Origin of the sequence: Streptomyces kurssanovii (genome assembly GCF_040677245.1) — a bacterium.
Lineage (GTDB): Bacteria > Actinomycetota > Actinomycetes > Streptomycetales > Streptomycetaceae > Streptomyces > Streptomyces kurssanovii.
In genome coordinates this window covers 21,333-34,527 of sequence record NZ_JBFAQK010000017.1, presented here as the reverse complement: position 1 = coordinate 34,527, position 13,195 = coordinate 21,333, and the positions used below count along the sequence as shown (strand labels likewise).

At 71.2% G+C, this 13,195-nt stretch carries 12 protein-coding genes; 7 read left to right on the top strand and 5 right to left on the bottom strand.

Annotated elements, in window-relative coordinates:
* Window positions 1–23 precede the first annotated feature (23 nt).
* Entirely contained in the window at window positions 24–1,694 is a 1,671-nt protein-coding gene (locus tag AB0K36_RS14930) for a tetratricopeptide repeat protein (protein WP_364593395.1), read from the bottom strand.
* Between the two features lie 109 nt (window positions 1,695–1,803).
* Between AB0K36_RS14930 and AB0K36_RS14925 the strand changes: the two genes are divergently transcribed.
* Window positions 1,804–3,171, top strand: coding sequence for an FAD-binding oxidoreductase (locus tag AB0K36_RS14925; RefSeq protein ID WP_364593392.1), 1,368 nt, complete (start codon window positions 1,804–1,806; stop codon window positions 3,169–3,171).
* 10 nt (window positions 3,172–3,181) lie between these two features.
* Here the strand turns inward: AB0K36_RS14925 and AB0K36_RS14920 are convergent, their stop codons facing one another.
* Window positions 3,182–3,652 (bottom strand): SsgA family sporulation/cell division regulator, encoded by a 471-nt coding sequence (locus AB0K36_RS14920; RefSeq protein WP_364593390.1) that lies wholly within the window; start codon window positions 3,650–3,652, stop codon window positions 3,182–3,184.
* Window positions 3,653–3,876: 224 nt separating this feature from the next.
* Here AB0K36_RS14920 and AB0K36_RS14915 point away from each other — a divergent pair, with 224 nt between their 5' ends.
* A complete protein-coding gene (locus tag AB0K36_RS14915; RefSeq protein WP_364593388.1) occupies window positions 3,877–5,466 on the top strand; it encodes an RDD family protein in 1,590 nt (529 codons plus the stop codon).
* An 85-nt stretch (window positions 5,467–5,551) separates the two neighbouring features.
* Window positions 5,552–6,289, top strand: a complete 738-nt coding sequence (locus AB0K36_RS14910; RefSeq protein WP_364593386.1) for an RDD family protein — start codon at window positions 5,552–5,554, stop codon at window positions 6,287–6,289.
* Here AB0K36_RS14910 and AB0K36_RS14905 read toward each other — a convergent pair.
* A complete protein-coding gene (locus tag AB0K36_RS14905) occupies window positions 6,275–6,580 on the bottom strand; it encodes a hypothetical protein (protein WP_364593383.1) in 306 nt (101 codons plus the stop codon). The genes AB0K36_RS14910 and AB0K36_RS14905 overlap by 15 nt on opposite strands.
* Window positions 6,581–6,960: 380 nt before the next feature.
* On the opposite strand from AB0K36_RS14905, the gene AB0K36_RS14900 reads away from it, so the two are divergent.
* Window positions 6,961–9,378, top strand: coding sequence for an immune inhibitor A domain-containing protein (locus tag AB0K36_RS14900; RefSeq protein ID WP_364593380.1), 2,418 nt, complete (start codon window positions 6,961–6,963; stop codon window positions 9,376–9,378).
* 122 nt (window positions 9,379–9,500) lie between these two features.
* Complete coding sequence (locus AB0K36_RS14895) at window positions 9,501–9,815, top strand: hypothetical protein (RefSeq protein ID WP_364593377.1); 315 nt, start codon at window positions 9,501–9,503, stop codon at window positions 9,813–9,815.
* Between the two features lie 69 nt (window positions 9,816–9,884).
* On the opposite strand, the gene AB0K36_RS14890 is transcribed toward AB0K36_RS14895, so the two are convergent.
* Both AB0K36_RS14890 and AB0K36_RS14885 read right to left on the bottom strand, forming a co-directional pair.
* On the bottom strand, window positions 9,885–10,469 hold the full coding sequence (locus AB0K36_RS14890) for an isochorismatase family protein (RefSeq protein ID WP_364593374.1): 585 nt from the start codon (window positions 10,467–10,469) through the stop codon (window positions 9,885–9,887).
* Between the two features lie 206 nt (window positions 10,470–10,675).
* A complete protein-coding gene (locus AB0K36_RS14885) occupies window positions 10,676–12,004 on the bottom strand; it encodes a nicotinate phosphoribosyltransferase (RefSeq protein WP_364593371.1) in 1,329 nt (442 codons plus the stop codon).
* 92 nt (window positions 12,005–12,096) lie between these two features.
* On the opposite strand from AB0K36_RS14885, the gene clpS reads away from it, so the two are divergent.
* Together clpS and AB0K36_RS14875 are read left to right on the top strand one after the other, a co-directional pair.
* Window positions 12,097–12,408, top strand: a complete 312-nt coding sequence (gene clpS / locus AB0K36_RS14880; RefSeq protein ID WP_364593368.1) for an ATP-dependent Clp protease adapter ClpS — start codon at window positions 12,097–12,099, stop codon at window positions 12,406–12,408.
* Window positions 12,408–13,001, top strand: coding sequence for a DUF2017 domain-containing protein (locus AB0K36_RS14875; protein WP_364593365.1), 594 nt, complete (start codon window positions 12,408–12,410; stop codon window positions 12,999–13,001). The genes clpS and AB0K36_RS14875 overlap by 1 nt, the downstream gene beginning before the upstream one ends.
* Window positions 13,002–13,195: the final 194 nt, after the last annotated feature.

Below are 13,195 nucleotides of genomic sequence, written 5' to 3'. Positions count from 1 at the left end.
GTTCCGCCGGCCGGCCCGGCCGGTCAGCCGTTCCCCGGCGCCACCGTCACCGGCGCCGGGGTCGTCGAGCGCTGCACCGGCCGAAGCTGCGGAGCGGGCCGTGCGGCGGGCGGCGCGGGCGCCGGTGAGACGGCCGTAAGCCCGGAAGCACCCGGAACCGAAGCGTCCGAGGGGGACGCGGGAAGCGGAGCGGCCACTGATGCCGCCGGCTCGGGAGAAGCCACGGCGGACGGTGACGGCGACGACGCCGACGGCGAAGGCGAGGGGCTGCCGGACGACGCGTCGGCCGGCGGATCCAGCGGCCAGTACCCGTCACCCTCCACGTCCGCGGGCCCGCCCGGCGCGGGCTCGCCGAGCGCGTCCTGCGCCTCACGCGCCTTCGGCGCGAGGAGCGGCGAGAAGTGCGGGTTCGTCCGCAGCGCCTCGTCGATGTGGCGCCGCGCGGGGCCGTGGTCGCCGAGAGCGCGCTCGATCTCGCCGAGGTGGTAGGAGAACAGCGCGCTGCGCAGCCCCTGACCGGTGGCCAGCTTCGCGAACGGCAGCCCGTCCTCCGGCCGGCCCGCCCTGTACAGCGCCCACCCCATCGTGTCGGCCACGTGCACATTGCGGTGGCCGCGCCGCCACTCGCCCTGGAGTCGGCGCACCGCGGCGGCCGGGTCCCCGTGGTCGGCCTCGTAACGCGCCAGCACCAGGTCTCCGTCGACGCCGTGCTCCCCGGCACGGGTGACCTGCTTGCGCAGGAACTCGTAGAGGGTCGCGGCGTCCCCGTTCAGCCCCATCGACTCGTACAGCTCCCCGGCCTCCAGGGCGTACTCGGGCAGCGGCAGCTTCGCCAGCGCCGACCGGTAGTCGTCCAGCGCCTCGTCCGTGCGGCCCAGCGCCGCCAGGGCACGCGCACGGCCCGCCAGCGAACGGTGGCTCTCGGGAACGGCCTTCAGCGCGTCGGTGTAGTGCTCCACGGCCTCCTCGGCCTCGCCCCGCTCCCAGGCCAGCTCACCCTCGCGGTGCAGGGCGACGGCCTTCTCCGTGGGGGTGCGTGAGTTCGCGGTAGCGCCGTACGCCAGTGCCGCGGCGTCCTCGCGCCAGCCCTTGTTCCAGTAGACCCGCGCCTCCCGCCCCTGCACCTGCGGGCCGGTCTGCAGCTCCAGCAGCTTGTCCATGGCCTTGCCGGCGGCCGCGTACCTGCCGAGCCCGTTGTACGCGTCGATCAGCGCCGGATACACCGCCCAGCGCTCCGGCTTCTGCTTCCTGGCGCTCTCCGCGTAACCGCGCGCACCGGCGAAGTCGTGCCGGGCGTTCGCCAGCTCGGCCATGCCCACCAGCGCGTCGACGTTGCCCTTGGCGGCCGGTACCGCCTTCAGCGAGCGCTTCAGCGCCCGCTCGGCCTTCGGGTAGTACGCCGTGTCCCCGAGCCGCGTGCCCCGCTCCACGTACGCGGCCCCCAGCACCGCCCAGGACTCCTCGTCACCCGGATGGTCGCGGACGAAGCGCTCACGGTCGCGGATCAGCGCGTCCAGGTCGGAGAGCGAGGCGGGTGCGCCCGATCCCGCCGCGGTCATCGCCCTGGCCACCGGCCCGGCCGCGGGCGGCGGTGCGTCCTTCCCCCAACCGGGCGCGAGCACGATCACCCCGGTGACCAGTGTCGCGCCGACCAGCGTGCTGACAGCGGCGTTCTTCAGGGTTTCGCTCTTCATGGCGCTCACTGTGCGGCAGCACGCAGCCAATACGAAGAACACACTCTGACCCGCGGAGCGGAACGCAGACGGGTTCACACCGATGGCCCCCGGTGCGACGCTTGGGATCATGGACGATCTCCTCGAGCGGCTGCGCGCCGGACTTCCCGCGGAAGCCCTCATCACCGATCCCGACGTCACCGCGTCGTACGGCAACGACATGGCGAGCTTCTGCGCGGCGGGCACCCCCGCCGTCGTGGTCCTGCCGCGCTCCGTGGAACAGGTCCGGCACGTCATGCGCACCGCCACTGAACTGCGGGTGCCGGTCGTGCCGCAGGGCGCCCGTACGGGCCTGTCGGGCGCGGCCAACGCCTCCGACGGCTGCATCGTGCTGTCGCTGACGAAGATGGACCGGATCCTCGAGATCAGCCCGGTCGACCGGATCGCCGTCGTCGAACCGGGCGTCGTCAACGCCGTACTGTCCCGCGCTGTCGGCGAGCACGGCCTGTACTACCCGCCGGACCCCTCCAGCTGGGAGATGTGCACCATCGGCGGCAACATCGGCACCGCGTCCGGCGGCCTGTGCTGCGTCAAGTACGGGGTGACGGCCGAGTACGTCCTCGGCCTGACCGTGGTCCTCGCCGACGGGCGACTGCTGAAGACCGGCCGGCGCACCGCCAAGGGCGTCGCCGGATACGACCTCACCCGGCTGTTCGTCGGCTCCGAGGGCAGCCTCGGCATCGTCGTCGAAGCGGTCCTGGCGCTACGGCCCCAGCCGCCCGCGCAGCTCGTACTGGCCGCAGAGTTCCCCTCCGCGGCCACCGCCTGCGACGCCGTCTGCGCGATCATGGAACGCGGCCACACCCCCTCGCTCCTCGAGATCATGGACCGCACCACCGTCCGGGCGGTCAACGAACTGGCCAACATGGGCCTCCCGGAGACGACGGAGGCCCTGCTCCTCGCCGCCTTCGACACCCCGGACCCCGCGGCCGACCTTGCCGCCGTCGGGGCCCTGTGCGAGGCCGCGGGCGCGACCGAGGTGGTGCCCGCGGACACCGTCGCCGAGTCCGAACTGCTGCTCCAGGCCCGCCGGATGTCGCTGACCGCCCTGGAGAAGGTCAAGTCGGCCACGATGATCGACGACGTCTGCGTACCGCGCTCCAAGCTCGGGGCGATGATCGAGGGCACGGCCGCCGTCGCGGAGAAGTACGACCTCACCATCGGCGTCTGCGCACACGCCGGCGACGGCAACACCCACCCCGTCGTCTGCTTCGACCACCTCGACCCCGACGAGTCGCGGCGGGCCCGGGAGTCCTTCGACGAGATCATGGCGCTCGGTCTGGAACTGGGCGGCACCATCACCGGCGAACACGGCGTCGGCGTGCTCAAGAAGGAATGGCTGGCGCGGGAACTGGGTCCGGTCAGCCTCGAGTTGCAGCGCGGCATCAAGCAGACCTTCGACCCGCTCGGCATCCTCAACCCGGGCAAGCTCTTCTGAACCGCGCCGCTCAGGCATCGCCGTCCTGCGGGTCGCCGGAGGAGCCGTGCGCCCGCAGTTCGTCGGTCCTGGTCGGCGCGAGGAGCGCGGCCAGGGCCTCGTCGATGCCGAGCGCCGCCGTCTCGGTCCCGGGCGGCACGATCCGCAGCGTCCGCTCCAGCCAGGCCGACACCGCCGGGGACGGCGCCTCCAGCAGGGCGTCACCGTCGGGTGAACTCAACGCCATGAGGATGACGCTGCGGCCGTCTGTCTTCGACGGCCAGACCCGCACGTCGCCGGTGCCGCACGGCCGGAACACCCCTTCCACGAGCAGCTCACGGGCGAACGTCCAGCTGACGGGGTGGCTCGAGCCGATGTGGAAGACGATGTGCACGGCATAGGGGTCGTCCGGGCGGTAGGACAGCCGGGCGGGGACGGGGATGCTGCGCTCGGGCGACAGCACCAGGTTCAACTCGAGTTCGCGTTCCACCACCGTGTGCATGATCTCTTCCTTCCTGTACGCCTTCTGGGGCGGCCCGGTGAGCGGGCCTCACGGGAAGAGAGCGGCTACCCCCGCCGGCATTACGCGACTTCCGCACATAACTTTCCGTGACATTCCCGTGACCTGAAAGTGGTCGTTACGGCAGGACCGGCCCAGGGGTGCACGAGGGTCTGATAGATGTGGTCCCTCGAATTGAGGCATCGAAGAGATACGGGACCACGGTGATGAGCGCCCCAACCCCGGCAACCGGCGACGGCAGCCCCACACCCGGCTACTACCCGGACCCGTCCATTCCCGGATATGTCCGGTACTGGAACGGCGCGGCATGGGTGCCCGGCACGAGCCGGCCCGCCCCGAAGTCGGGCGAGGCGATGCCCGGCCCGCCCGGGTCGGCCGCCGCTTCCGGGCCCGCCGTCCCTGCCGCGCCCGCCCCTTCCACGGAAGAGACCGGTCCGGTCTTCCTCGACGAGGAGCCGTCGGACGAGCCGGCCCGCCCGGAGCCCGCCACGGCATGGCAGGCCGACACCTCTCGCCAGGCCGGCTTCGGCGGCGACCTCGACAACCGCGTCTCCTGGGGTGGGGACCCCCGTACGCCCGACCGGCCCGCCGCCGCTGACGCGCCGTCCGATCCACGCCGTCCCGCCCGGGCGTCCGAGCCGTCGGCCGACCCGACCGGCGGCAGGCTGCCCGGCATGCGCTCGGCGGCGCCCCAGGCGGGTCCCGCGGCCGACGAGGTCCCCGGCGGTGTCCGCCCCCTCGGCCCGTCCGCCACGGGCGAGCCGCCGGCGGACGGTACGGTCGCGATCCGCGCGCTGCGCCCCGGCGGCGCCGCGGGCTCCGCCGACCCGGCCCGTCCGGCGGCGGACGAGACACCGGTCCGCCGTACCCCGGGCCCCCAGCAGCCCGCGGAGAACACCGTCACCATCCGGGCCCAGCGGCCGGGTCAGGCCGACGGCACGATGACGATGCGGGCGGTCGGCAGGCCGGCGGAGGCGGACCCGACCCGACAGGACCCCACCCGACAGGACCCGTCCCGCCCCACCCCGCAGTCCGCCGCCACCGCCCCGCCGCCCGCACAGCCCCGGCCGCAGACACCCGCACAGCCCCAGCCCCAGCCCGGCCCCCAGCCCCAGGCACCGGCGCAGCCTCAGCCGCAGGGGCCCGTGCAGTCCCAGCCGCCGGTCACCAGCAGCGCCGGCGGCGGCGCCGCCTCCTGGCCGCAGCAGGTGCACCAGCTGGCGCAGACGTCGGCCTCCGCCGAGGGCGAGCCGGTCCTTCCGTGGAAGCCCCCCGTCAACGACCCGTTCCTCGCGGCCGCTCAGGCCCAGGCCGCCGCCCGGCCCGCCGGCCTCGGCAGGCGCCTGGCCGCCCGCCTGATCGACACGGTGCTGCTCGGCGCGCTCGTCGGCGCCGTGGCCGTCCCCGTCGCCGCGCAGGCACGCGCCCACATCGACGAGAAGATCGAGGCGGCGAAGCTGTCCGGGAAGACGGTGACCGTCTGGCTCCTCGACGGCACCACGGCGGGCCACCTCGGCATCGTCCTCGGCGCCCTGCTCGTCCTCGGCGTGCTGTACGAGTCGCTGCCGACCGCCAAGTGGGGCCGGACACTGGGCAAGAAGCTCTGCGGCCTCCAGGTCCTGGACATCGAGACCCACGAGCCGCCGACGTTCGGCGCCGCGCTGCGCCGCTGGCTCCTCTACAGCGTGCTCGGCGTCCTCGTCGTCGGGGTTCTCAATGTGCTGTGGTGCCTGTTCGACCGCCCGTGGCGGCAGTGCTGGCACGACAAGACGGCGCACACGTTCGTGACCGGCTGACCCGTCCGGCCGTACGGCTCACGGCGGGTCCCCCGAACGCCTGTGAGCCGTTGCGGGCCTCAGGGGCCCGGGGTGCACTGCCCCCATGAGCAACGACCAGCCGCCGCCCGGACAGTCGCCCGACGACGATCCGTTCCGCAAGAAGCCGCAGGAGCCGCAGGGGCCCCAGGAACCGGGCGGGCCGACCCCGCCGCCCGGCGGTGCTCCCGGCTCCGGCGGCAGTTCGCCCTACGACTCTCCCCTCGGAGGGGCGGGCGGGACGGGCGGTCCGTACGGCGGTGAGCGGCCGCCTCCGTACGACGCGGGAGCCTACGGCGGCCCGTACGGAGGCGCGGATCCCCTTGCGGGCATGCCGCCGTTGGCGAGTTTCGGCAAACGGGTGCTGGCCCGGCTCATCGACATGATCATTGTTTTCGTGCCGCTGTTCCTCATCTCGCTGGCCTTCGGCGGCGTCGAGGTGGCCACCGGCGGTGAGGACTGGGACGAGGTCACCGACCGGATGAACTCCGGGGAGCAGTGGCTGTGGTCGCTGATCTCCATTGTGGCGTACGTCGGTTACGACACACTCATGACGTCGAAGTACAACGGGCGGACCCTCGGCAAGAAGATCATGAAGCTGCGGGTCGCGATGCTCAACGACGGCCGGGTGCCGGACATCGGCTCCTCACTTCTGCGCGCCCTCGTACTGTGGGTGCCCGCGCTGGTGTGCTGCTACTGCCTCTGGTGGCTCCTCATCATCATCACGGTGCTCGCCGACAAGCCCTACCGGCAGGGACTGCACGACAAGGCGGGCAAGACGGTCGTGGTGTCAGCGGCGCAGTGAGTGCTGGCCGACCCTGGTCTCCGCCCCGGCATGCGCACGGGCCGCGGACGTGCGGGCCGTGGGGGCGTCGGAGGCGGTGGCCGTGGGCGGCGCGGCGGCCGTCGGCGGCCGGGTGGCCCGGTGGTGCAGAGGCGGCGTGAGCGCGACCAGAAGTCCCAGTCCCAGCGAGGCGATACCGATCGCGGCGACGGCGACGCCGTCGGTGGCGCGGGTCAGCAGCAGGAGGGCGACCGTCGAGAGGACGACGGTGGCCGAACCGTAGGCGAGCTGTGCGGCAGTCGGACGCGGCATGACGGTATCCGTCCTATGGACAGGGGCAGGGCCGGAGCCTTGGGGACAGTTCGCACTGACAACAGACTCTACGACGGTGGATGCCCCTGCGGAACGGGCAGTAAGCGTGACCTAACCCACGGTGCCGGTGCATGGGGGGCGCACAGGGTCATTCACCCCGCCAAGTGGCGGAAAATGTGCGCCGCTTGTCCTGATTTCCCCTCGTCCGGATACCGGGGCCTCGCACCCGCATAGTGTAGTTGGCCTGTCCAAGTCAAGGACTGTCTTTTCTTCCTCAACTCCGGTCGAATGTCGTCACTTGAGACGCGTATACCGCGCACGCGGACGACCCCACAACCCTGTCCGCAGCAGCGACGGAACGCGGGGGAGGACACCATCAAGTGACCAGCAAGCGACGGACGTTCAGAGCGTCCGCGGTGCTCGTGGCCCTTGCCGCGACGACCGCGACCGCATCGGCGTTCACCAGTGCGCAGGCCGACGGCCAGAAGCCGGCGGACCCTGCGGGCATCGAGCGGCACGACCCGGCACCGCACAAGGGCCATGTCGAGCACGACCTCGAGGGTCCCTTCAGCAAGCAGCAGGAGGAGCAGCGCCAGGCCGCCCTCGAGCAGGTCATATCCGGCGACGCCACCGTGCAGCAGCGCGGCGGCTCCAAGGTCGTCAAGCTCGACGACAAGAAGTACGTCGAGCTCGCCCGGGAGAAGACCGAGAAGATCTTCACCATCCTCGTGGAGTTCGGCGACAAGGTCGACGACACGACGATGTTCGACCCGGACGGCGCCGACGGCCCCAAGCCGCCGGTGAAGAAGTACGGCGGCACGCCCGGTCCGCTGCACAACCAGATCGCGGAGCCGGACCGGTCGAAGGACAACTCGACCGCCTGGCAGGCCGATTACAACCAGGAGCACTTCCAGGACCTGTACTTCGGTACCGGCAAGGACGAGAACGGGCAGCCGAAGCAGTCGCTGAAGACCTACTACGAGAAGACCTCGTCCGGCCGTTACTCGGTCGACGGCGCCGTCTCCGACTGGGTCAAGGTCGACTACAACGAGGCCCGCTACGGCTCCAACTACTGCGGCCAGAGCAACTGCGCCAACGTCTGGGACACGGTCAAGGACGGCGTGACCGCCTGGGCCGCCGACCAGAAGGCCAAGGGCAAGACCGACGCGGAGATCAAGGCGCAGCTGGCCGAGTACGACCAGTGGGACCGCTACGACTTCGACGCCGACGGCAACTTCAACGAGTCCGACGGCTACATCGACCACTTCCAGATCGTCCACGCGGGCGAGGACGAGTCGGCCGGCGGCGGCGCGGAGGGCACCAACGCCCTGTGGGCCCACCGCTGGTACGCCTACGGCACCGACGCCGGCAAGACCGGCCCGGAGAACAACAAGTCCGGCGGCACCCAGATCGGCAACACCGGCATCTGGGTCGGCGACTACACCATGCAGCCCGAGAACGGCGGCCTCGGTGTCTTCGCCCACGAGTACGGTCACGACCTCGGTCTGCCGGACCACTACGACACCTCCGGCGGCGGCGAGAACTCGACCGGCTACTGGACCCTGATGTCGGCCGGCTCCTGGCTCGGCACCGGCAAGGACTCCATCGGCGACCTCCCCGGCGACATGACCGCCTGGGACAAGCTCCAGCTGGGCTGGCTCAACTACGAGACGGCCAAGGCCGCCACGAAGTCGACCCACACCCTCGGCGTGTCGGCGTACAACACCGACAAGCCGCAGGCGCTCGTTGTCGAGCTTCCGAAGAAGCCCGTCACCACGACTGTCGTGAAGCCCTCCGAGGGCTCCAAGCAGTGGTGGAGCGACATGGGTGACGACCTCAAGAACACGCTGTCCCGCTCGGTGGACCTCACCGGCAAGTCGTCGGCCTCCCTCGAGCTCGACGGCTGGTGGGACATCGAGGCCGACTACGACTACCTCTACGCGGAGGTCTCGACGGACGGCGGCGCCAACTGGACGCCGGTGGACGGCACGGCCGACGGCAAGGCGATCACCCGTGACGCGGGCGACAAGCCGGCGCTGACCGGCCCGTCCGAGGGCCACAAGAAGCTCGTCTACGCGCTGGACGCCTACGCGGGCCAGAAGGTCGACGTCCGCTTCCGGTACCAGACGGACGGCGGCGTGGCGGGCAAGGGCTTCACGGCCGACGCCATCACGATCAAGGCCGACGGCGCCCCCGTCTTCTCGGACAACGCCGAGGGCGAGGTCGACGGCTGGACCGCGAAGGGCTTCAACCGCATCGGTGAGTCCTTCACGCTCGAGTACGAGCAGTACTACATCGCCGAGAACCGCCAGTACGTGTCGTACGACAAGACCCTCGAGGTCGGCCCGTACAACTTCGGCTTCAAGGCGCCGCGCGACAACTGGGTCGAGCACTACCCCTACCAGAACGGTCTGATGATCTGGCAGTGGGACACCTCCCAGAAGGACAACAACACCAGCGCCCACCACGGCCAGGGTCTGATCCTTCCGGTGGACGCGCACGCCAAGCCGCTGAAGTGGTCCGACGGCACGGTGCTGCGCAACAAGATCCAGACGTTCGACTCGACGTTCAGCCGGTACCGCACGGACAGCTTCTGGCTGCACAACGCGGACAAGCCGCACTGGATCGCGTCCCAGCGGGGCAACCCGGTCTTCGACGACCGCAAGGGCGTCTACTGGTACCCGGAGAACCCGACCGGCAGCGTCAAGGTAACTGACACCAACACCAAGATCTCGATCGTCAAGGAGCCGCTGAGCGGCAGGACGATCACCATCAATGTTGGTCCGTCGACCAAGTAATCCGTAACACCCCAGGTCACAGCATGATCGGCCGTCGCCCTCTAGCGGGCGGCGGCCGATCGTGTTTAGGTGCGTCTGACCGAGGTTCTTATTGACAGTGACTCACGGGGGAGTGGTTCCGCATGCCCGGCGGAGGTTATTGCAAGTTGCCAGGCGGCAGCGTCGTCGTCGCGATCAGCCTGCCCAGCCCGGCCGGGGGCGGCGCCACGGTCCGCTTCCTGGTCCACGCGGCGAACCGGGCGAGGGCGCTGACGCGGCTGCGGAACCTCGGGTTCAGGGCGGTGTACCTGCGGGGGAACGCGGAGCCGCCGACACCGGACGAGATCACCGCGGTGCTGCACCACCCGGACGGCCTGCTGTGGCGTCCCGACCAGACCGCGGGCGCGGAGCTCTGGCACCCGGCCCGAGCCCTCCTGCGCCCCGCCCGGCCCGCATAGCCGCACAGCGATACGGCCGGAAGCGGTGCGGTGGGGGAGCGGGCCCCGTACAGGGGGCGCTGCCCGGCGTCACACCACCGGCTTGCCCGACAGTTCGACGCCCGCCTCGCGCATCTCCTCCACCGCCCGCGCCGTCGAGTCCGCCGCCACCCCCGCCGTCAGCCCCAGCAGCACATTCGTGCGGAAGCCCTCCCGCGCGGCGTCGAGCGCGGTCGCGCGCACGCAGTGGTCGGTCGCGATGCCGACGACGTCCACCTCGCTGACGTCGCGGGCGCGCAGCCACTCCGCCAGGGTCGTGCCGTTCTCGTCGGTCCCCTCGAAGCCGCTGTACGCCGCCGCGTACGCGCCCTTGTCGAAGACCGCGGAGATCGCGCCGGAGGCGACGGCCGGTGCGAAGTTCGGGTGGAAGCCGACACCCTCCGTGCCGGCCACGCAGTGCGGCGGCCAGGAGCGGGCGAAGTCAGGGTGGTCGGAGAAGTGGTCGCCCGGTTCGACGTGGTGGTCGCGGGTGGCGACGACATGGCGGTAGCCGGGCTGGGCATGGCCGATCAGGTCGGTGATGGCGGCCGCGACATCGGCACCTCCCGCCACCGCGAGGCTGCCGCCCTCGCAGAAGTCGTTCTGAACGTCGACGACGATCAAGGCGCGGTGCATGGCGGGTGTCCTTCGGTGGGATGGCGGAGGGCGGACAGCGGATGGAAGGGGGCGGACGAGCCGCCCACGACCGCCGTTGCACGGAACCGGCGGCGAACAGAACTCCTGAGCCTAGACACTCGCCACGCCGTACGGGAGAGGGCTGCGGTCCGTCCGGCGGGTCGTGGTGCTCCTTGCCCCTTTACGGGTGGTTCATTCCGGACGGCTCACACGTACTCGGTCGGGATGACCGCCTCGCCGCGCGACAGCTGGAGCGCCGACATCGGCAGGCCCTCCCGCGCCGCGGCGTGCCGGGCGCGGGCCGCGTCCAGCGGCTCGCGGGCGACGACGTCGCCGCCCTTGACCAGCTCCACCAGCAGCTGCCGCTCCGCCAGCTCCGCGGGCACCTCCCCGACGCCGACGACCTCGGCCTCCGCGATCCCCTCGGCGTCGAGACGGCGCGCGGCCCACTTGCGGCCGCCGACCGACGTCTTGCCGCCCAGGGACTTCTTGGCGACCGGTTCGAGCGGCGCGGCGGCGTCGGTCGACCTGGCGCGGGCGACGAGCTTGTAGACCATCGAGCACGTGGGGTGGCCGCTGCCGGTGACCAGCTGGGTGCCGACGCCGTAGGCGTCGACCGGTGCGGCGGCCAGCGAGGCGATCGCGTACTCGTCGAGGTCGGAGGTGACCACGATCTTGGTGTTGACCGCCCCGAGCTCGTCCAGCTGCTGGCGCACCCGGTGCGCGACGAGCAGCAGGTCGCCGGAGTCGATGCGGACGGCGCCGAGCTCGGGACCGGCGATGTCGACGGCCGTGCGGACGGCCTCGGCCACGTCGTAGGTGTCGACGAGCAGCGTCGTCCCCCGTCCGAGTGAGTCGACCTGAGCCTGGAACGCGCCGCGCTCACTGTCGTGCAGCAGGGTGAAGGCGTGCGCGCTGGTGCCGACGGTGGGGATGGCGTAGCGGAAGCCGGCCGCGAGGTCGGACGTGGAGTCGAAGCCGCCGACGTACGCGGCGCGGGCCGCGGCGACCGCCGACAGTTCGTGGGTGCGGCGTGCGCCCATCTCGATGAGCCGGCGTCCGCCCGCGGCGGCCGACATCCGGGAGGCGGCGGCCGCGATCGCGGAGTCGTGGTTGAGGATCGAGAGGATCACCGTCTCCAGCAGCACGCATTCGGCGAAGGTGCCCTCGACCCGGACGATCGGCGAGCCGGGGAAGTACACCTCGCCCTCGGGGTAGCCCCAGATGTCGCCGCTGAAGCGGTAGCGGGCGAGCCACTCGAGCGTGGGCTCGTCGACGATGCGCTGTTCCCGCAGGAAGCTGAGGACACCCGGGTCGAAGCGGAAGTTCTCCACGGCGTCCAGGACGCGGCCGGTCCCGGCCACCACGCCGTAGCGGCGGCCCTCGGGCAGGCGTCGGGTGAAGACCTCGAAGACGGAACGCCGCTCGGCCGTGCCCGCCTTCAGCGCCGCCTGCAGCATCGTGAACTCGTACTGATCGGTGAAGAGCGCGGTCGACGGCACGTCCACCGGCAGCCCAAGGTCTGCTGTGTTCATGACGGTGATGCTAGCGCACATCTCGTCAATCTGACGAGATGTGCTCCCGACGGGCCGGGGCGTTTGTGCGATACGGCCTCCCGGGTGGCAGCATGGGTGGAGTGACGATGCCCGTAGAGATCGAACGACCCGAGTCGGCGGAGGAGGCGCACGCCGTCCCCGAGCCCGATGTGCCCTGGGTGACGCTGGTGCACAACGACCCGGTCAATCTGATGAGCTACGTCACCTACGTCTTCCAGGCCTATTTCGGCTACTCGAAGGACAAGGCGCACAAGCTGATGCTCGACGTCCATCACAAGGGGCGCGCCGTCGTCTCCAGCGGTACCCGCGAGGAGATGGAGCGTGACGTGCAGGCGATGCACGGATACGGACTGTGGGCCACGCTCACCCAGGACCGCGGCTGATGAGCTCTCACTTCGAGCCGCTCGACGGCGGCGGGGCCGCGGTCGCCCTGGACGAGGTCGAGATCGCGATCCTGCGCTCCCTCGCCGTACAGCTCCTCGAGCTCATCGGGCCGGGCGACGAGCCGGCCGAGGGGGCGGACCCGCTGGCGGCCCTCTTCGCGGAGGGGCCGAGCGAGCCCCCGTCCGATCCCGCGCTCGCGCGCCTGTTCCCGGAGGCGTACGCCGATCCGGAGGCGGGGACGCCCGACGACGAGCTGAGGGCCGCCTCGTCCGAGTTCAGGCGGTTCACCGAGAACGACCTGCGCACCCGCAAGCGGGAGGACGCCCTCGCCGTCGTGCGCAGCCTCGACGCCCTCACCCCGGCGGGTGACGGCGGGGCCGTCCTGGAGCTGCCGGCCGACGACTGCCTGCACTGGCTCGGCGCCCTCAACGACCTGCGGCTGACCATCGGAACCCGTCTCGACGTGGGCGACGAGGACGAGAACGAGGACCTCTACCGGCTCCCGGACTCCGACCCGCGCAAGCCGATGGTCATGGCGTACCTGTGGCTCGGCGCCCTCCAGGAGACGCTCGTCGAGACCCTGATGCCCTGAGCGTTCCGTTCGCTCAACGGAGTCTCAAATCCGGATAACGATCCCGTCAATGGATCGTCACCGTTCCTCACGCCGCGCGCCGTCTGTCCGTATTTGCGTGTGGTGTGCGCCACTCTCCAGCTGGTGGATCACTGCCGCCGTCGTGATAGATCTTCACGACCGCTCGGGGAACGCCACCCCTGTCTCCCGAGTGC